Source organism: Roseovarius sp. THAF9 (assembly GCF_009363715.1).
GTDB lineage: Bacteria > Pseudomonadota > Alphaproteobacteria > Rhodobacterales > Rhodobacteraceae > Roseovarius.
Genome location: NZ_CP045404.1, coordinates 756,385 through 775,871, shown reverse-complemented (window position 1 = coordinate 775,871; position 19,487 = coordinate 756,385). Strand labels below are relative to the sequence as shown.

General features: G+C 64.8%; 18 protein-coding genes. 6 read left to right on the top strand and 12 right to left on the bottom strand.

Annotated elements, in window-relative coordinates:
* The first annotated feature begins 42 nt into the window (after positions 1 to 42).
* Complete coding sequence (locus FIU86_RS03890; RefSeq protein WP_152473866.1) at positions 43 to 2,007, top strand: cache domain-containing protein; 1,965 nt, start codon at positions 43 to 45, stop codon at positions 2,005 to 2,007.
* 21 nt (positions 2,008 to 2,028) lie between these two features.
* Here the strand turns inward: FIU86_RS03890 and FIU86_RS03885 are convergent, their stop codons facing one another.
* From FIU86_RS03885 to FIU86_RS03845, 10 genes are all read right to left on the bottom strand, one after another.
* Complete coding sequence (locus tag FIU86_RS03885) at positions 2,029 to 3,411, bottom strand: sigma-54 dependent transcriptional regulator (protein ID WP_152473865.1); 1,383 nt, start codon at positions 3,409 to 3,411, stop codon at positions 2,029 to 2,031.
* 3 nt (positions 3,412 to 3,414) lie between these two features.
* The gene (locus FIU86_RS22995; RefSeq protein WP_302848758.1) at positions 3,415 to 3,546 is read right to left on the bottom strand and encodes a hypothetical protein; all 132 of its coding nucleotides are present in this window, start codon (positions 3,544 to 3,546) and stop codon (positions 3,415 to 3,417) included.
* Between the two features lie 28 nt (positions 3,547 to 3,574).
* Positions 3,575 to 4,861: a c-type cytochrome gene (locus tag FIU86_RS03880; RefSeq protein ID WP_254703931.1), complete on the bottom strand. Its 1,287-nt coding sequence runs from the start codon at positions 4,859 to 4,861 to the stop codon at positions 3,575 to 3,577.
* A gap of 12 nt (positions 4,862 to 4,873) precedes the next feature.
* Positions 4,874 to 6,106 carry a formate dehydrogenase subunit gamma gene (locus FIU86_RS03875; RefSeq protein ID WP_152473863.1) on the bottom strand — a complete coding sequence of 411 codons (1,233 nt, stop codon included), beginning with the start codon at positions 6,104 to 6,106 and terminating at the stop codon, positions 4,874 to 4,876.
* Positions 6,107 to 6,318: 212 nt separating this feature from the next.
* Positions 6,319 to 6,912 carry a formate dehydrogenase FDH3 subunit beta gene (gene fdh3B, locus FIU86_RS03870; protein WP_103762212.1) on the bottom strand — a complete coding sequence of 198 codons (594 nt, stop codon included), beginning with the start codon at positions 6,910 to 6,912 and terminating at the stop codon, positions 6,319 to 6,321.
* Positions 6,913 to 6,924: 12 nt separating this feature from the next.
* Positions 6,925 to 10,035 (bottom strand): formate dehydrogenase subunit alpha, encoded by a 3,111-nt coding sequence (locus FIU86_RS03865; protein WP_152473862.1) that lies wholly within the window; start codon positions 10,033 to 10,035, stop codon positions 6,925 to 6,927.
* Positions 10,036 to 10,147: 112 nt separating this feature from the next.
* Positions 10,148 to 10,336 (bottom strand): ubiquinol-cytochrome c reductase iron-sulfur subunit N-terminal domain-containing protein, encoded by a 189-nt coding sequence (locus tag FIU86_RS03860; RefSeq protein ID WP_152473861.1) that lies wholly within the window; start codon positions 10,334 to 10,336, stop codon positions 10,148 to 10,150.
* A gap of 41 nt (positions 10,337 to 10,377) precedes the next feature.
* Positions 10,378 to 11,016, bottom strand: a complete 639-nt coding sequence (locus tag FIU86_RS03855; RefSeq protein WP_152473860.1) for a molecular chaperone — start codon at positions 11,014 to 11,016, stop codon at positions 10,378 to 10,380.
* Positions 11,013 to 11,645 carry a DUF3306 domain-containing protein gene (locus FIU86_RS03850; RefSeq protein WP_152473859.1) on the bottom strand — a complete coding sequence of 211 codons (633 nt, stop codon included), beginning with the start codon at positions 11,643 to 11,645 and terminating at the stop codon, positions 11,013 to 11,015. The genes FIU86_RS03855 and FIU86_RS03850 overlap by 4 nt, the downstream gene beginning before the upstream one ends.
* Entirely contained in the window at positions 11,642 to 12,211 is a 570-nt protein-coding gene (locus FIU86_RS03845; RefSeq protein WP_254703930.1) for a DUF3305 domain-containing protein, read from the bottom strand. The genes FIU86_RS03850 and FIU86_RS03845 overlap by 4 nt, the downstream gene beginning before the upstream one ends.
* A gap of 357 nt (positions 12,212 to 12,568) precedes the next feature.
* On the opposite strand from FIU86_RS03845, the gene FIU86_RS03840 reads away from it, so the two are divergent.
* Positions 12,569 to 14,527 carry a 4Fe-4S binding protein gene (locus tag FIU86_RS03840; RefSeq protein ID WP_152473858.1) on the top strand — a complete coding sequence of 653 codons (1,959 nt, stop codon included), beginning with the start codon at positions 12,569 to 12,571 and terminating at the stop codon, positions 14,525 to 14,527.
* Here FIU86_RS03840 and FIU86_RS03835 read toward each other — a convergent pair.
* Positions 14,521 to 15,276 carry a cytochrome c gene (locus tag FIU86_RS03835; RefSeq protein ID WP_254703929.1) on the bottom strand — a complete coding sequence of 252 codons (756 nt, stop codon included), beginning with the start codon at positions 15,274 to 15,276 and terminating at the stop codon, positions 14,521 to 14,523. The two genes, FIU86_RS03840 and FIU86_RS03835, sit on opposite strands and share 7 nt — an antisense overlap.
* 72 nt (positions 15,277 to 15,348) lie before the next feature.
* Here FIU86_RS03835 and FIU86_RS03830 point away from each other — a divergent pair, with 72 nt between their 5' ends.
* From FIU86_RS03830 to FIU86_RS03815, 4 genes are read left to right on the top strand one after another with little or no spacing between them, the layout of a single operon-like run.
* Positions 15,349 to 15,540 (top strand): DUF6494 family protein, encoded by a 192-nt coding sequence (locus FIU86_RS03830; protein WP_152473856.1) that lies wholly within the window; start codon positions 15,349 to 15,351, stop codon positions 15,538 to 15,540.
* A gap of 2 nt (positions 15,541 to 15,542) precedes the next feature.
* The gene (apbC, locus tag FIU86_RS03825) at positions 15,543 to 16,610 is read left to right on the top strand and encodes an iron-sulfur cluster carrier protein ApbC (protein ID WP_152473855.1); all 1,068 of its coding nucleotides are present in this window, start codon (positions 15,543 to 15,545) and stop codon (positions 16,608 to 16,610) included.
* Positions 16,607 to 17,317 (top strand): biotin/lipoate--protein ligase family protein, encoded by a 711-nt coding sequence (locus FIU86_RS03820; RefSeq protein WP_152473854.1) that lies wholly within the window; start codon positions 16,607 to 16,609, stop codon positions 17,315 to 17,317. The genes apbC and FIU86_RS03820 overlap by 4 nt, the downstream gene beginning before the upstream one ends.
* Positions 17,314 to 17,793 carry a DUF6505 family protein gene (locus FIU86_RS03815; RefSeq protein ID WP_152473853.1) on the top strand — a complete coding sequence of 160 codons (480 nt, stop codon included), beginning with the start codon at positions 17,314 to 17,316 and terminating at the stop codon, positions 17,791 to 17,793. Before FIU86_RS03820 ends, FIU86_RS03815 begins: the two co-directional genes overlap by 4 nt.
* 165 nt (positions 17,794 to 17,958) lie before the next feature.
* Here the strand turns inward: FIU86_RS03815 and FIU86_RS03810 are convergent, their stop codons facing one another.
* Entirely contained in the window at positions 17,959 to 19,389 is a 1,431-nt protein-coding gene (locus tag FIU86_RS03810; protein ID WP_152473852.1) for an FAD-binding oxidoreductase, read from the bottom strand.
* Between the last annotated feature and the right edge of the window lie 98 nt (positions 19,390 to 19,487).

Sequence of the window (19,487 nt, the reverse complement as noted above, 5' to 3'; positions counted from 1 at the left end):
CGCCTAAGGTCTTGGCACAACGACAAAGGGCCAACCCCCGGCATGACATCGGTTCGTCTGCGCCTGCTTATCCTGGCACTCTTGCCGCTGGTGGTCCTGCTGCCGCTCCTGTTGTGGCTTGCGGTCGGTCGCTGGGCCGCCAACTACGACAACTTGCTGATCGCCAATGTCGAAAGCGATCTGCGCATTGCCGAGCAGTATCTTGACCAGATCCTTGCAACTACCGGCGGCGACGTCGCCGCGCTGGCCCGCTCCACCCGTTTCCGCGAGGCCATGGCCGGCCCCGGCTCCAGCATGGCAGGGTTTCTCGACGCCGAACGCAGGGCGCTGGGGCTGGATTTTCTCTATTACCTACCGGACTCTCCTGCCCAGACCGCCGCCGAAAACTGGCCGGTCATCGCCACTGCCCTCAAAGGCGGCAGCGCCACGGAAATCGACATCCTGTCGGACGACCAACTTGCCGGGATAGATCCGGCCCTAGCCGCGCGCGCGCGGCTGCCTCTGATCCCGACCGAGGCCGCAGTGCCCACCGACCGCACGGTGGAGGACCGCGGCATGGTCGTACACACGGCGACCGACCTGCGGGCGGCGGGCGGCTCGGGTGTTCTGGTCGGGGGCATCTTGCTCAACCGAAACCTCGGTTTCATCGACACGATCAACGCCCTCGTCTACCAGTCAGACGATGCCGCCGATGTCGAGCGCCAAGGCACCGCGACCCTGTTTCTCGAAGACGTGCGCGTCTCAACCAACGTGCGCCTCTTCGAAGGCGAGCGCGCGCTCGGCACCCGCGTCTCTGCGGTGGTGCGCAACCGGGTGCTGAATGAAGGCCGCACCTGGCTTGACCGCGCCTTCGTGGTGAACGACTGGTACATCTCCGGCTACCTGCCTCTGACCGACAGCTTTTCGCGCCGCGTCGGAATGCTCTACGTGGGCTTTCTAGAAGCACCCTTCGTCGCGGAAAAGCGCAGCGCCTTCATCCTTGTCTTCTCGGCCTTCGTCGGGGTTCTGCTGCTGACCATCCCGTTGTTCCTGCGCATGGCAGGCGGCATCTTCTCGCCGCTCGAACGCATGAACCACACGATGAAACGGGTCGAGGGCGGCCAGCTCGACGCGCGCATCGGCGCGGTGTCCTCGCGCGACGAAATCGGCCAGGTGGCGGCGCATCTCGACGAATTGCTCGACCAGGTGCAGGAACGCGACCGCGCCCTACGCTCCTGGGCGGACGAGTTGAACACGCGGGTCGAAGACCGTACAGCCGAGCTGCGCGACGCCAACGAAAAGCTCGAAACCACCTACCAGCAGCTCGTGATGAGCGAAAAACTGGCCTCCATTGGTGAAATCACGGCCGGTGTCGCGCACGAGATCAACAACCCGGTCGCGGTGATCCAGGGCAATATTGACGTCATCCGCGAAACCCTGGGCGACGACGCCAAGCCGCTGATGACCGAACTCAACCTGATCGACCGCCAGATCGCCCGGATCAACGCCATCGTCGGCAAGCTGCTTCAATTCGCCCGTCCAAGCGAATTCAACGCCTTTTCAGAGCATGTCGACGTCGCCGCCGTACTGGACGACTGCCTCGTGCTGGTCGATCACGTGATCTCGCGTCGCAATGTCACCGTCACCACCCATCGCGCCGACGACGCCCCACCGGTCCGCATCAATCCCGGAGAGTTGCAGCAGGTCATCATCAACCTTGTCGTCAACGCGGTGCAGGCGATGGACGGGCCGGGCGAGCTGTCGCTGTCGATCCGCGCCGAGAGGCGCGACAGGCGGTCCGGCACGGCGCTCGTGGTGGCCGATACCGGGCCCGGTATCGCGAATGAGCGGCTGAACACCGTGTTCGACCCGTTCTACACCACCAAACCGGGCGAAGGCACCGGCCTTGGCCTTTCTGTCAGCCAGACCCTGATACGCCAATCCGGCGGGCTTATCACCGTGCGCAACCGCGATGCGGGCGGCGCGGAATTCACCGTCTGGCTACCCGAGGATCGCGACGTGTCGTGACCGGCTCCGCGCCCTATCCGGTCAGATATCCCAGGCCGCGCATTTCCGGTCCACCGTCTTGCGGCTGACCCCAAGACGCCGCGCCGCCTCGGCACGGTTGCCGTCGCAGGCGTCCAGCACGCTCATGATATGCCGCTGCTCCACCAGCGCCAATGTCTCGATCGCCTCCTGTCCCGTCACCGTGCCGTGGCCCGCAAACTCCTCCGGGAACTGGCCAAGGATCACCGACCGCTCGACAAGGTTGCGCAGCTCGCGCACGTTGCCGGGCCAGTCGTAGCGGCTCAGCTTCAGCAGAATTTCCTCGTTGAGGTCCAGCGCGGGCAGCGCCAGCGCCCGGGAAAATTCGCTCATGAACAGCGCGGCCAGTTCCACGATATCCTCGCTGCGGTCGGCCAGCGGCGGCATGTCCACGTTAACCACGTTGATGCGGTGATACAGGTCTGCGCGGAACCGGCCCGCATCGACCTCGGCCTGCAAATCGGCGTTGGTGGCAAAGAAAAACCGAAGGTTCAGAGGAATCTCGCGCTCGGCCCCAAGCGGACGGATCCGGCGATCCTCCAGCACCCGCAACAGCCCGGCCTGCACCTGTTCGGGCAGCTGCGCCACCTCGTCCAGGAACAGTGTGCCACCATCGGCATGCAGGAACAGCCCGTCGCGGGTCCGGTCGCGTCCCTCGACGACGCCAAAGAGTTCCTCGGCGATATGGTCGGGCGACACCGCGGCACAGTTGACCGCGACAAAAGGCTCGCTGGCGCGGTCCGACATGGTGTGCAGCGTCCGCGCGGCGATCTCCTTGCCTGTGCCGCTAGCCCCGGTGAACAGAACCGAGGCCGGCGTCGGCGCCAGCTTGGCCAGTACGTCGCGCACCTGCTGGATTGCCGGCGAATTGCCCAACAGACGCCCGCGCGCCGCCTGCCCGCCCTCGCTCAACTCGTGCTTCAGCAGAAAGTTCTCGCGCCGCAAATATTTGCGGTCCAGCGCGCGGGCGATCGCGTTCAGGATCTGGTTGGCGCGGAACGGCTTCAACACGAAATCGGCCACGCCCGTCCGCAACGCCCGGATCGCCGTGTCCAGATCGGCATAGGCTGTGATCATGATCGTGTCGGCAAAGAGCCCCACGCGCCGCTGCTCAGACAACCAGTCCAACCCGGTCTTGCCCGGCATGACGTTGTCCAGGATCACTAGGTCGAAATGCGCAGTGTCCAGGATCTCCGCCGCCTGTTCGGCCGACCGCGCCTGTTCGACCCGCTTGACCCGCGGCTCGAGGATCTTGGTCAGGAAATTGCGCATCCCCGGCTCGTCGTCGATTACCAGAACCGAGGCGAGTTGCAGGTTCTCGCCATAATCGTCCCGCGCCTTTTCGGCCGGGCCTCCGGGCGCTGGCACGGCGGCGGGCTTGGACATGCCTTACTCGTCTCCCAGTCGAACCGACTCCCCGGCATTCTGCTCACCGGCGGAAAATCCCGCCTCGTGCAGACCGTACCACGCGACCACGGCGATGATGGCCGTGGCGACAAAGGCGGAAAGCATCGCTTTCATTGCTCCGTTCTCCCTTTCAATGCGCGCCTCAAGGCCCCGTCGCCTCGCGCATGTAATCTATCAGATCCTGCCGGTCCTGCCCGGCGGTGATGCGCTGCATCGGCATCTTCGATCCGGGAATATAGTGGTCCGGGCCGATATCGAAAAGCGCATCTATGGTCTCTTCATTCCAGACGATATCAGACCCGTCGAGGATCTCCGAATAAGGATACCCCGGCACCGCGCCCGCCCTGCGACCGAAGAGACCGTGCAGCGACGGCCCCGCCTTCCGCGAGGGCGGCGGGGTCAGCGCGTGACAGATGCTGCACTTGCGCATAAACTGTCGCTCGCCATTGGGCATAGCCTCGGGGTCCCGCAGGAATGTGCGCTGGTCGCTGCCCGCCGGGTCGAACGCGTCAAGGTCGGCCACGGGCCAGCCGAATGCCACGTCCTCGATCCCGCCCGCGTAGATCATCGTGCCATCGGGCGAGAACTCCAGCGCCCAGACCGGCCCCCGCCGCATGGCGCGGAAATCCCGCACGATTTGCCAGGCTTCCGTGTCGATCATCATGATAAAGCCGTGCCCGTCGCCAACGGCCAACTGCCCGCTAACATCGTGAAAGGCCATCGACAGGATCGGCCGCCGGTCGAGCGAGAAGTCCCGGATCGTCTCACCCGACATCGGGTGCACGACCCGCGTCACGCCATCGACCGCGCCGTAGGCCAGCCACTGGTCGTCCGGATCAAGGATCAGCCGGTTCACGCCAAAGCCGGCATTCACCACTACGCGAGACGCGCCGTCCGGTTCATTTACCTGCCATAGGCGGATCGTCCCGTCCGCGGAAGCCGAGTACAGCCGCGTGCCGTCCGCGCTGAAGGCCACGTCGCTGACCGACGCGTTGTGTCCCTTAAGGAACCGCGCCGCACCGCTGTCGCGCGACCAGAGCCCGATCGAACCGTCCCAACTGGCCGTCGCAAGCGTTTCGCCATCCGGCGACAGTGCGATCTCGGCGACCTTGCCCTCGTGCCCTTCCAGCCGCGTCGCCGCGCCGTCCGGCAAGGACCACAAGATCACGTCGAAATCGTCGCCGCCCGAAGCTGCCGTATGTTCATCGAGGAACCGCACCGTAATCACCGCCGCGTCATGCCCTTCCAGCCATCGCGGCTCCCGGCCCTCCCAAAGCCCCACGGAATTGTCAAAGCTGGCCGTGGCGACCTGGCCCGTTTCCGGGTTCAAGTCGATCCCCATGACCGGCCCGCCATGCCCTTTCAGCGTGGTGAACTCCTGCGCCGCCGCCGGCACACCGGCGGCCAGCAGGCCCGCGCATGCCAGCATCAGGGCGCGCATCTATTCGGCGGGCGTCGTCGCGGTGTTGGCCGGTTTCGGCTCGCCTTCGCGCTGCTTCACTTCGTCCAGCCAAAGGCTGTGGTGCTCGCGCGCCCACTGTTCCTCGACCTCGCCCGATCCCATCGCGTCATAGGCGCCTTCCATCCCGACCGAGCCGATGTAGATATGCGCGATCACGATGGCCATCAGCACGAAGCTGACGATGGCGTGCCACAACTGTGCGTATTGCATCTCTTCATGCGGCGCCAACTGCTCGGGCAGCGCGCCAAAGCCCAGCGCCTGCGGCAGGCCCATATCATTCAGGATGACGAAGGTTTTGGCGAACATCGGCAACTCGAACGGGAACAGCAACGACAGACCCGACGCCGAGATCGACGCGCCGAGGATCATCACCGACCAGAAGATCAGTTTTTGACCCGCGTTGAATTTCTTCGCCGGCGGGTGGACGCCTTTCTTGAACAGGCCGCCGCCAACGGCGATCCATTTCAGGTCGGTCTTGTTCGGGATGTTGTGCACGACCCAAAAGATGAAGGCCAAAATCAGGCCCAGCATGAAGGCCCAGCTGACATTGTTGTGAACCCACTTCGAGGCCACGGCGGCGGTCGCGAAGGCCTCGTGCCCGAAGGCCGGGATGATGAACTTGCGCCCCATCAACACAAGCAGGCCGGTGATCGCCAGCAGGATGAAGGAGCCGCCCATCAGCCAATGCGCGAACCGCTCGAAGAACTTGAAGCGGGTCACGGTGCGGCCGGTCTTCTCACCGTCGATACGGATACGGCCCCGGATCACGAAGAAAAGCGCCAGCAGGGCGATCGTCCCCAAGAGCAGCCAGCCGCCATACTTGATCAGCGGCCCTTGGCGGAAATCCAGCCACCACATGCCGCCATCCTGCACCAGAACGCGCGCCTCGGGCCCACCCGAGGACACGGTTACGTCTGCGGTGCCGTAGCGCAGGGCGCTCCACACGTCGGAATCCGAGGCACCGCCCAACGATCCCAGTTGTCCGACCATGGCGCCCGCGCTGTCGGGATCCTCGCCCGCACGTGCGCGGTCCGGCACCTCCTCGCCGCGCTGCCGGGCCAGGATATCTTCCAGCGTCTGCGCGCCGCCCGTGGCGGAACGGTCGGTCTGCGCGGCCTCGGGCGCGGTCAACTCGCCGGCCTCCTGCGCCTGCGCGCCCGGAGCGACCAGCATCGTCAAGCTCAGAAGACAAATCAGCAACAGCTTTTGCATGTCTTTTCCTTTCTACCCTGCCCGGCGTCGCGGGCCTCACCTCTGCGCGGTGTATTGCGAATATTTTGGGAAACGGACTTTGCGGCGTGCCGCCACGCGGGTCAAAGTGCGTTTCTCAAGATACTCTCGGCATTCCCTCTTACGGGACGGGGTGAAAGAGGCGGGACACACCCGCCTCTTTCACTTGGTCTCAAGGTGACGTCGAACGGCGATCAGCCGCCCTTCTGGTCATAGGCCGTGCCCCAACCCCAGGCGCCCGAGCCGAAGCCACGGGACACGACACGCTCGCGATAAATATTCGCGACCACGTCCCCGTCACCGGCCAGCAGCGCCTTGGTCGAACACATCTCGGCGCAGATCGGCAGCTTGCCTTCCGCGATCCGGTTGCGCCCGTACTTGTTGAACTCGGCCTGGCTGTTGTTCTCTTCGGGGCCACCGGCGCAGAAGGTACATTTGTCCATCTTGCCACGCGATCCGAAGTTGCCGGCCTGCGGGAATTGCGGCGCGCCGAACGGGCACGCGTAAAAGCAATAGCCGCAACCGATACACAGGTCCTTGGAGTGAAGGACGACGCCTTCCTCGCTCTGGTAGAAACAGTCTACCGGACAGACCGCCATGCACGGCGCATCGGAACAATGCATGCAGGCCACCGAGATCGAGCGTTCACCGGGGTTCCCATCTTCGATGGTCACCACGCGGCGCCGGTTGATGCCCCACGGCACCTCGTGCTCGTTTTTACAGGCGGTCACGCAGGCGTTGCACTCGATGCAGCGTTCGGCGTCACACAGGAATTTAGCTCTAGCCATTCCATCTTCTCCTTATGCTGCTGTGATCTTGCAGAGAGTCGCCTTCGTCTCCTGCATCTGGGTTACCGAGTCGTAGCCGTATGTCTGAGCGGTGTTTGTGGATTCACCCAGCACATAGGGGTCGGCGCCGTCCGGATACTTGGACCGCAGATCCTCGCCCTGATAATGCCCGCCAAAGTGGAACGGCATGAAGGCCACGCCTTCGCCCACCCGGTTGGTTACCATGGCCATGACCTTGACCTTTCCGCCTTCGGGCCCTTCGACCCAGACCTGCTCGCCATCCCGCACACCAAGGTTGTTGGCGTCGCGCGGGTTGATTTCCACGAACATGTCCTGTTGCAGTTCGGCCAGCCACGGGTTCGACCGCGTCTCGTCGCCGCCACCCTCGTACTCGACCAGACGACCGGATGTCAGGACAATCGGGAAGTCCTTCGAAAAGTCGTTCTTCTGGATCGAGGCGTAAAGCGTCGGAAGACGATAGGCATGCCGGTCCTCGTAGGTCGGATAGTCCTCGACTAGATCGCGCCGCGAGGTATAGAGCGGCTCGCGGTGCAGCGGCACCGGGTCGGGGAAGGTCCACACGACGGCACGGGCCTTGGCGTTGCCGAAGGGCGCACAGCCATGCTTGATGGCGACCCGCTGGATACCGCCCGAAAGGTCGGTCTTCCAGTTCACGGCCGAGACCTGCTCGTTGAAGTCGGACGGGAACGGCGACATCGCCTGCTCGCCCACTTCCTCGTCGGCCCCCTGCTCGCCATTGGGCTGCGACAGGTTCTGGGCCTCGGCGGTGTCCTGAACCTCTTCGGTCTGACCGCCCTCCGTCGGAACCGCGTTCTGCGCTTCCTCGCCGTCGTCCTGGTTGCCCACCGACGCGTCTTCGTCGATGCCCTCGACACCGGCCACGCGGCCCATGACGCGCTTCTCTTCCTCGGTCAGGTCACTGTCCCACCCCAGGTCGACAAGCATCTGGTAGGTGAACTCGGGGTATCCATCCTGGATTTCCGAGCCGACGCTGTATACGCCTTCGGCCAGCAGGTTGTCACCGTCCCGCTCCACGCCGAAACGCGCGCGGAAGGTCAGGCCACCTTCGGCCACCGGCTTGGACATGTCATAGAGGTTCGGCGTGCCCGGGTGTTTCATCTCGGGCGTGCCCCAGCTTGGCCATGGCAGACCGTAATAGTCGCCATCAGCCGGGCCACCAAGCGCCTTCAGCGTGGTGCGATCGAACGTGTGCTGATTCTCCATGTGCATCTTCAGCCGTTCAGGGCTTTGACCCGTGTAGCCGATCGTCCACATGCCGCGATTGATCTCGCGCAGCGTGTCCTCGATGTTCGGCGTCACGCCGTCATCTTCGATGCTGATGTTACGGAACATCCGGTCGTGGAAGCCGAACTTCTGCGCGAACAGACCGATGATCTCGTGGTCCGACTTGGATTCGAACAGCGGATCGACCACCTTTTCGCGCCATTGCAGCGACCGGTTGGACGCGGTGACCGAGCCATAGGTCTCGAACTGCGTACAGGCCGGCAGCAGGTAGACGCCGTCGGTCCGGTCATGCAGAACGGCCGAAACGGTCGGATACGGGTCGACCACGACCAGCATATCGAGCTGCTCCATCGCCGTCTTCATTTCCGTCATGCGGGTCTGGCTGTTCGGCGCGTGGCCCCACAGAACCATGGCCCGCACCTTGTTGGGGTTGTCCATGTTCTCGGGATCTTCCAGCACACCGTCGATCCAGCGGCTGACGGGGATGCCAGACAGGTTCTGCAGGCTCTGGTCCTTGCCGTCCTTGGTCTTGGTCGTGACGAACTGGTTGGCCAGCCACTCGGGGTCTTCGCCCCAAACACGGGCCCAGTGCCCCCACGCGCCATTCGACAGGCCGTAATAGCCCGGCAGCGTATGGCTCAGAACACCAAGGTCCGTCGCGCCCTGCACATTGTCGTGGCCGCGGAAGATGTTGGTGCCGCCACCCGACGTGCCCATGTTGCCAAGGGCCAGCTGCAGGATGCAGTAGGCACGGGTGTTGTTGTTGCCGTTGGTATGCTGCGTGCCACCCATGCACCAGATCACGGTGCCCGGACGGTTGTTGGCCAGCGTCCGGGCAACCCGCTCAAGCTGGCTGCCGGGTGTGCCGGTCACACGTTCCACTTCCTCGGGCGTCCACTTGGACACTTCGTCCTTGATCTGGTCCATCCCCCAGACACGAGTGCGGATGAATTCCTTGTCTTCCCACCCGTTCTCGAAGATGTGCCACAGGATACCCCAGACCAGCGCCACGTCCGTACCCGGACGGAACCGGACATATTCGTCCGCGTGGGCGGCCGTGCGCGTGAAACGCGGGTCGCACACGATCAGCGGCGCGTTGTTCTGTTCCTTGGCCTTCAGCACGTGCAACAGGCTGACGGGGTGTGCTTCCGCCGGGTTGCCGCCGATGATGAAGATCGCTTGGGAATTGTGGATGTCGTTGTAGCTGTTGGTCATCGCGCCGTAGCCCCAGGTGTTCGCAACACCGGCCACGGTAGTCGAGTGACAGATACGGGCCTGGTGGTCCACGTTGTTCGTGCCCCAGTAGGCGGCGAACTTGCGGAACAGGTAGGCCTGTTCGTTGTTATGCTTGGCAGAGCCCAGCCAGTAGACGCTGTCCGGGCCGCTTTCTTCCCGGATATTCATCATGCCGTCGCCGATCTCGTTGATCGCCTGTTCCCAGCTGATGCGCTTCCACTCGCCACCCTCTTTCTTCATCGGGTATTTCAGGCGGCGTTCGCCATGGGCGTGCTCGCGCACCGAGGCGCCCTTTGCACAATGGGCACCCAGGTTGAACGGGCTGTCCCAGCCGGGCTCCTGGCCCACCCAGACGCCGTCGCTTACCTCGGCCACGACCGTGCAGCCGACCGAGCAGTGCGTGCAAACCGATTTGACTGTCTCAACCGCCGCTGCTGCGGACGATTGCGCGTTGGCCCGGGTGACACTGCCCCCCGTTGCGCCAATCGCGGCCAGGCCGCCGATGGCCAGGCCAGAGCCGCGCAGGAACGCGCGGCGGTCGATGGTCTTTCCCCCGACCTCAGACAGGATACTTGTCCGCTGGGGGCGTCGCGCAACCCCGTTGGTCTTTTTCCTAAGCATGTTTCTCTCTCCTCCCGAGCTTTCCCGACTGGGATTGCTGGGTACTAAGGTTATCCACCGACAGTCGGGCGTCCCGCAACCAGTCGCCGGCAGGTCAAGTGATCACGTCCGGTCAGAACCGGGCGCTATCGAAGTATGCGCGCGTGTGCGCAGTGTCCTGCATCTTGTCCGATGACAGGTCCGGTTCCGCCGCTTCGGCGGTGCCGGTGCTGGCTGCCGTTACGACCGCGACCGCGGGCGCACCTGCGGCGGCCATCTTCAGAAAATCGCGACGGCTGTTGCCTTGCGTTTTCTCGCTCATGAGAGTCCTCCTCTCTGGTGATGACAGGTCGCCCTGCCGGTTCATGCGGATCCCTCCGCGCTCATCCGGAAACCTTCGGTCTCGATCTCCATGAACACCCGGCCGACAGCGCCGACCGAAGCATAGAGAACCGAGTTCTTCGCAGCCTCCAAATCCGTGAAAAAATGCCCGGCCCATGGGCCGATATGCGTGTTGAAGAACGTCTTCTGATCACTCAGGCTGGCCGGTTTGCCGAACCGCCCAGTGATCAGCCCGCCCATCATCTCCATCAACGACGCGATGTTATCTTCGGGCTCGTATACGTTCTGCGCCCGGGTCATGCCGCGCGCCGCCATGTCCCGCCGCAGGCTCGCCAGCGGCTTTTCGTTCAGAAACCCGGTGAGGTAATAGCTGGCATAGGGCAAAAGCTCGCCGCGCCCCAGCCCGATGAAAAGCGCATTGAACTCGCGCTCCACCGCCTGCGGCTTGGTGTGCTTGGCGATGCGCGACAGCGCCGCGACGGCAACGCCGAGATCGGTCTCGCTATCGCCCGAAAGACTGGCCGTCTGCGACAACAAAGCCTCGGACGGCGGGGCCGCCAGCAACACGCCCAGGAAATCGTAAAGATCGGCGCGCAGCCGGTCCTCTTCCGCGATCTGGGCACGTGCCTCTGTGGTCATCCCCGTCTCCTGCTTGCTCATGTGCCGGGCTCCGCCGTGTCGTCGAAGGTGAACTGCATTCGGCGGCGCTGCGGTGCGGCCCACGCGTCCGCCTCTTGCGTGGCGGTCTCATAGCTGTAGACCGGCGCGGCCTCGGCCACCCCGGGCGGGTCCGCCTCTTCGCTCGCCTGTTCGACGTCCGCCTCCGCTGCGTCGGTGCCGGCTTCATCCTCGGTCTCAGTATCGGTCATCGCGCTCAGCGCTTCGGCCTCTCGCGCCAGCTTCTGCACATGGGTCAGCATGCCCTTGCCCACCTGATAGGCAGTCTGCATGTTCTCGATCACCATCGCCTTGTCGGTAAAGTCCTCGCCGTAATCCAACAGCCCGTCCAGGTTGGCCAGCGCCGGGTTCGTGCCCCACAGCCGCCGCAGCGCCCAGCGCCGAATGCGGTCCGGCACCGTCTCGGCCATAAAAGCGCTGAAATCGTCGCCACGGTTCATCGTGTCGGGATCGGGCAGGCCCAGCAATTCCAGCACCTCGGCGTCGCTTTTCTCCTCAAGCGAGGCGCGGGCCTCGGCCCGCTGCGCCTCTTCGCGCGCCTCGACTTCGGCGGCATCCTCTGCCGCCACCCGCGCCTTCCGGCGCGACCAGAAATCCTCGCGTGCGCTCATTGCATCCGCCCTTTCCGCCGCAGCGTTGGCGAACGGTAGATGTCGCGCTGCTGGACGATCCGCGGGTCGCCGATCCCGTCCACATGCGCATCGACCTTCACCCGGTCGCGGCGGCGTTTCTTGAATTCCTCTTCGGTGTGGTAGGTCTCGGCAAAGTCCCGGACCCAGGCGATCAGCCCCTCGGGCATCGGAATCTTCTCGACGATATCCTCGCCGTTATCCTCGTAATCCTGCGCCTCGTAGGGCGAGGCCGTCACCAGCACCGCCTCCAGCGGGCACTCCCCCGCGCCGGTCTTGCGGAACACCGCGTAGACCGAGGGCACCTGCGCCGACAGACCGTGCAGATAGCTTTCGGTTTCCGCCCCGTGCAGTTCCAGCGTCATCGTTGCGGCGTGATATTCGGTGACATCGCCCTCTTCGCGGAGCACACGCCACGCGGCCGGACCGGCCCCCGGCAGAACCGCCACGGCCTTCCACGCCCACGCAGCCCAGCGCGTCACGCCCGGCGTGCGGCGCATGACGATCCCCAAAGGCATAGTGGCGTACATGTCCGGATTGTGGATCATGTGTGGCTGGTGTCCTCCCGTGCGCTTATCTTGTGCCAACTGCACCGGCGTCTCAAAGAAAAAAAGCATGCAATTGTGGACGGAACCTGAATCTGGACAATTTGGGCAGCCACGGATCGAATTCGGAAGGGCGACGGACAGAATGACCGGACGAGAAAAATGCTCAGGTTTCCTGCTTGCAACAGCGTCGCGAAGGGCAGAAGAATCGCAGGCCAAACGCCCGCAATTCCTGACCATGCTTGTCAGAAAAGGTGGCGTAAGGCCCCTGCAGGATCATGAGGAGAGATCTGCATTGCAATCCATCAGCCCGTCGCGCCGAACCAAGGCGCGGCCCGCCAGTGAAAGCCGGGGCAAATCATGACTAAGCAATTGATTCTGTGCAATTGTGCGGGCTCGCAAGAGCTCGACAAGGACGCGCTCGAAGCCGCCACCGGCCTCACCTGTAGCGCGGTACATTCCGGCCTGTGCACCACCCAGACCGACGCCACCGCGCAGGCCATCGCCGCTGGCGACGCCATCCTCTGCTGTCGCCAGGAACAGCGCCTCTTCGCTGAACTGGCCGCCGAGATGGACATGCCCGAACCGCCGGTCACCGACCTGCGCAACCGGGCCGGGTGGTCCGACGACCCCGCCAGCAAACTACCCAAAATGGCCGCCCTTCTGGCAGAGGCGACGCTGGACGTGCCTTCGGGCAAATCCGTCGACGTCATGTCCGAGGGTTTGTGCCTGATCATCGGTCCCGCGGACACGGCCCAAGCCGCCGCCAACAAGCTCAAGGATATCCTTGGCGTCACCGTCCTTATGACAGATGACGCCGATGCCCCCGATCCAACGGGATACGACGTCATTCGCGGCACGCTGAAACGCGCCACCGGCGCGTTGGGCGGCTTCTCTGTCCAGATCGACGCTCTGCAACAGGTCGACCCGTCGGGCCGCGGCGCCCTGACATGGACCGCCCCGCGTGATGGCGCCCGCACCGAATGCGACGTGATCCTCGACCTGACCGGCGGCACACCACTCTTTCCCGCCCCGCAAAAGCGCGAAGGCTACCTGCGCCCCGATCCCGGCAGCATTCCGGCCGTGGCAGACGCCATTCTCGAGGCCAGCCAGTTGATCGGAACGTTCGAAAAACCGCTCTACGTCGCGGTCGAACCACTGCTTTGCGCACATTCCCGCGCCCAGCAGACCGGCTGCACCAACTGCCTCGACGTCTGCCCCACCGGCGCAATTTCCCCCGCTGGCGAGCATGTCACCGTCGATCCGATGGTCTGCGCGGGCTGTGGCGCCTGCTCGGCGCTTTGCCCGTCCGGCGCCATCTCCTATGACGCGCCCGCGCCGGCCACGCTCTTTCGCCGCATCCAGACGCTGGCCGCGACCTTTCGCAAGGCCGGCGGCACGGCCCCGCGCTTGCTGGTCTGCGACGAAAACCACGGCAAGCAAATGATCAGCCTCGCCGCCCGCTATTCCCGCGGCCTGCCCGCCGACGTGATCCCGCTGGAAGTGCCCGCGCTCTCGGGCTTCGGCCATGCCGAGATGCTGGCGGCGCTTGCCTCCGGTTTCACAGACGTGACGATCCTGCTGTCGCCCACAACGGAACGCGACGCGCTCGACCGGGAAATTCCCCTGGCACGCGCCATCGCGGGCGATAACCGCATTGCCCTGCTCGACGTGGCCGAGCCCGATGCGCTCTGCGACGCGCTCTACACCGATGCGGCCCGCCCTGATCCGGTGGCCGAGCCCGTTCTGCCCATGGGCAGCCGCCGGCAGGTGGCGCGCCTTGCCGCCAAGGCCCTGCATGGCGACGAGACGGTTCTGCCCCTGCCCGACGACGCGCCCTATGGCGCCGTTCTGGTCGACACCGACGCCTGCACGCTCTGCCTTTCCTGCGTCTCGCTCTGCCCCTCTGGCGCGCTCGTGGAAAACCCCGACAAGCCAGAGCTGCGATTCCAGGAAGACGCCTGCCTGCAATGCGGTCTCTGCGCCAATATCTGCCCCGAGGACGCCATCGGCTACGAGCCGCGCCTCAACCTCGCGGACGAAGCCATGGGCCAGGTCGTGCTGAACGAGGAAGAACCGGCCCAGTGCATCGAATGCGGCGTGCCCTTCGGCGTGAAATCCACCATCGACCGGATCACCGAAAAGCTGGCGGGCAAACATTCCATGTTCGGCAAAGACTCGGCGGCGCGGCTGATCCAGATGTGCGACGACTGCCGGGTGAAGGCGCAGTTCCACTCAAAGGACAATCCCTTCGCGGGTGGCGAGCGCCCGCAAGTCCGCACCACCGACGATTATTTCTCGAAACGCCGGGATCACTGATGCTCGATCGGCGCTCCAAGGTCGGCCGGCTCCACGCCGGACACGTAGGCCAGGATGGCCTGCAATTCGTCTATGGTTATCTCCATGGGGGCGATTGGCGACGGACGGTTGATCGGAAACGGTTCGGTCACGTCCTCGACCTGCGTAAAGGCCGGATGCGGATTGAGAATATAAAAGGTCTGGAACCGCCGGTCCCAGTCCGCCATCGCCCGCAGCACGGCGAAACTGGGGGTCGAGGCCATCGCGTTCATCCGCGTCGCCTCGCTCACCGCGTGGCACCGGGCGCAATGCGCCACCGACAGGTCGTGCCCAAGGCCCGCATCCCCGTCGAAACTGACCTCGGCCACCTCTTGCGCGTCCGCTTTCGGCAGGCCGAACGGCGCCGCGCCCTCGACCTCATAACTGGTCACCGTCCGCTGGCCGATCTCGGAGGTCAACCAGTCTGCGAACCGCGCCGCACCCTCGTGGCTCGGCGTATTGATTTGCATCCGCCACTTCGCTTGTGGCCCGTCGAAGACACGCGGCCCCTCGGCATCGGGCGCCAACAGGATATCGCCGCCCTCATTGAGGTCCACGACCTCGACCCTTATCCCCGTCTTCAGCGAAAAGCGCGGCAATACGTAGTCCAGCAACCCGCTTTCCGTCAGCGGTGGCGGCGCGCCAAGGCGAAAATCCTCTGCCGCGCGGCCTTCTGTGGTGGACATCCCGAGACAGACCACCACAATCACGCCAATAATAAGGGTTAACATTTGCCCGCGCATGGCCCAAGCCTAGAAAGCACGCGGGCCACGCGTCAACACTCTTGGAAAAAGGAGAGTAAAATGAGCGACGATTTCAACATGTCCATGCGCAAGTTCCTCAAGCAGGTCGGCGTGACCTCGCAACAGGCGATCGAGGAAGGGATGCGCAACACCGAAGGTACCGAGGGAAAGACGTTCGAAGCCAAGGTCGTGCTGACCGTGGACGGTCTCGATGTCGAACATGTGGTCACCGGCACGATCAAGGGCGGGTGAACGTGACGGCAACAAGGGAAAGCGTGCTCGCCGCGCTGAAGAACGTGAAAGACCCAGGTACGGGCGATGACATCGTGTCGGCGGGCGTGACCCGCGGCCTCAATGTCGAGGGCGGCACCGTCCGCTTCGTGCTCGAAATCGACCCTGCCAAGTCGAAAGCCTATGAGCCCGTGCTGGCCGAGGCGCAGGAGGCCGTGCGCGGCGTCGAGGGCGTGACGGAGGTGTCCGCCGTGCTGACCGCCCACTCCGCCAAGGCCCCGCCGGACCTCCAGACGAAAAGCAAACCTGCCGAACCGCAGGGCCCCCAGCGTGTCCCCGGCGTCGACCACATCATCGCCATCGCCTCCGGCAAGGGCGGCGTGGGCAAGTCGACCGTGTCGGCCAACCTCGCCTGCGCGCTGGCCGCGGAGGGCCGCCGCGTTGGCCTGCTGGATGCCGATGTCTATGGCCCCTCGCAGCCCCGGATGCTGGGCGTCTCGGGCCGGCCTGCCTCGCCTGATGGCAAGACGATCCTGCCGATGCGCAACCATGGCGTCACCATGATGTCGCTGGGCCTCATGACAAACGAGGACCAGGCCGTGGTCTGGCGCGGACCGATGCTGATGGGTGCCCTGCAACAGATGCTGATGCAGGTGCAATGGGGCGCGCTCGACGTGCTGATCGTCGACCTGCCGCCCGGCACCGGCGACGTGCAGATGACCTTGGCGCAAAAGGCCCACGTGGACGGCGCGATCATCGTCTCCACGCCACAGGACGTCGCTCTGCTGGACGCGCGCAAGGGGATCGACATGTTCAACCAGCTCAAGGTGCCGACCCTCGGCATGATCGAAAACATGTCGACGCATATCTGCTCCAACTGCGGCCACGAGGAACACGTCTTCGGCCATGGCGGCGTCGCGGCCGAGGCACAGAAAATGGGCGTGCCCCTGCTTGCCGAGGTGCCCTTGCATATCGACATCCGCACGGCCTCTGACGGCGGCGCCCCCATCGTGGTCTCCAAACCCGACGCGCCGCAGTCGCAGGCCTTTCGTGACATCGCGCGGGCGCTGGTGGCACAGGGCGTGGCATGACGCGCGACCCGGCCTTCCCGCCCCTGATGCAGGGCCACGCCGTGGACGCTGGCATCGACCCGTTCGAGAAAGCCTGCGCAATGGCGGCCCTTGGCTGCGATGCCGGGACCATCGTGCACAACGTGGGCGCCAACCGGCTGGCCGCGGCGCTGATCATGGCCCCCGAGGTGCCGCTGGAACAGGCAATGGCGATGCTGCCCACCTGCGGCGTCGGGTTCCAGAACGCGCTCGGCGCCATCGCCCCGCCCGAAGTGGCGGTGCACTTGGAGTGGGCCGGGGGCCTGCGCATCAACGGCGCCTCCTGCGGGCGCCTGCGCACGATGGCGGGCACGACCGATACCGCCGCCATGCCCGGCTGGCTGGTGGTGGGGCTGGAATTGCCGCTGATGCTGACCGACGCCGTGCCGGGCGACGCCCCCGACCGCACTGCGCTCTATGAGGAAGGCTGCGCTGATGTGGACCCTGTCGCCCTGCTCGAAGGCTGGGCGCGCCATACGCTGGTCTGGATCACCCGCTGGGAAGACGACGGCTCCCGCACCCTGCATGCCGAATGGCGCGGCCTCGCGCACGGCATCGGCGAAGACACCACCATCGACGGCCAGACAGGCACCTACATGGGCGTCGACGAAAATTTCGGACTGCTGCTGCGGACAGGCGGCGAGACCCGCCTGATCCCGCTCAGCACAGTGCTGGAGACTGAGACATGAAACTCGCCCGCGCCATTCACTTCGACGAGAGCGACACCCGCGTTTATCCCTCGCCTGCCCGCACCGGCGAATGGTGCATCTCCGGCGGGTTCGAGTTTTCCAACTGGTCCGAGGCTGACCTCAGCGGCAAGCAACGGCAGGCGTTCTCGAACGGCTGGCTGGGGCTGGAAACCTTCGGGCGCGTCACCTTCGTTGCTGTCACGCAGATCGAAGAGCCCGAACGCGCCGCGCTGACCGACGCGCTGGCGCAGCATTTCGTCTCGGTCTACGGCGCGCCCGACATCGACGCCGCCCGCCCGGTGGCGGCTGACGAGATCGGACAGATGATCGAGATGTGCGACGAGCACGACCCCAACACACTCCTGACGGTCGCGCGTGAGTTGGCCGAGGCCGGCGTGCGCGAAACCTACCGCGCCATCGCCGCACAGGATGCCGGGCTGGAACAGTTCGCCATCCACGGCAGCCTAGACGAGTGATCCGGCAGAGCGCCTGCGGCGCGCAGGATATCTCGTCGTCCATGCGTCCTCCTCGGGAAACATTGCATCGTGACGCACTGACCCTTGCGGCAGCGCCTGTCGAATGAGTATTTGAAGAACAGTGAAGCAGAAGCGCCCGCCCGGCTTTCACTGTTCCAAAAATACTCACTGTCGATCTGATGAAGCCTTTAAAATCGCGCCGGGATTCATGATGCCTCCGGGGTCCAGCGCCGCCTTGATCGCCCGCATCGCCGCCAGCTTCGCCGGATCGCCGTAGCGCTCCAGGTCATCGACCTTCAGCCGCCCGATCCCGTGCTCTGCGGAAACCGACCCGTCCATCTCGTGTACAAGATCATGCACCAGCCGCTTGATGGCGTCGCGCTGGTCCGTATAGGCTTCGCGCGCCTCGCCCTTGGGCGGAAACACGTTGTAGTGCAGGTTCCCGTCGCCAAGATGCCCGAAGCAATTGATGCGGAACGGCCCCAGCTTCTTCAGCGCCGCATTGCCTTTGCCGATAAAATCCGGCACCGCGCTCAGCGGAAGGGAAATGTCATGGCTGCTGATCGAGCCGATGCGACGGTTGGCCTCGGGGATCGTCTCGCGCGCCTCCCAGAACTCCTGCCGCTGCGCCTCGGACTGGGCAATCATGCCATCGCTGACCAATCCCGCCTCCGCCGCCTCGACGAACAGCGCCTCCAGCGCCTCTGCCGGATCAAGACCCTTGGCCAAGCCGATATCGATCAGGACGAACCACTCGGGCGACTCGGCGAACGGCAGGCGCATGTCCGGCATGGTTTCTGCCAAAAAGTCCAACCCGGCGCGATGCATCAGCTCGAACGCCGACACCCCCTCGCCCATGTGGTCGCGCGCCATCGACAAAAGCTTCAGCGCCGCCTCGGGGCTGTCCACCACCATCAGAGCCGTGCCTTCCCCGGCGGGCTTGGGGAAAAGCTTCAGCGCCGCCGCGGTGATCACCCCCAGCGTGCCTTCGGACCCGATCAGCAGGTTGCGCAGGTCATAGCCGGTATTGTCCTTCCTCAACCGCTTCAGCCCGTGCCAGACCGTCCCGTCCGGCAGCACCGCTTCGAGCCCCAGGCAAAGATCCCGCGCATTGCCATAACGCAGCACGTTCACACCGCCCGCATTGGTCGCTAGGTTGCCCCCGATCCGCGCGCTGCCCTTGGCGGCCAGCGACAAGGGAAACAACCGGTCCACCGCGTCCGCCTCGGCATGGATGTCTTGCAGGATCGCGCCCGCCTCGACCACCATCACGTTTTCCTCTGGCCACACGCCGCGCACTGCCCGCATCCGCTCCAGGCTCAGCAGCACCGGCACCGGCCCCTCGGGCGACAATTGCCCACCGACGAGCCCCGTGCCACCGCCATACGGCACCACCGGCACACCAGCCTCGGCACAGGCCCGCACCACGGCCGCGACCTCCTCGGTGCTTCCCGGTGCGACCAACACGCCCGCCTGCCCCTGCCAACGCCCGCGCGGCTCTTCCAGGTAGGATGGCATGACCTCGCGAAACGCCGCCTCGGGCAGCACGCCGCGCAGGCGGGCGATAAAGTCTTCGGTCACGGAATTCAGTGTCATGCCCGGCTCCTAAAGCGTTTCGCGAAAAACCTGAACCACAGATTTTCGCGAAACGCCGCGCGCCAGTCGAGCGTAGCTCGACATTCGCCTTTCGGAAA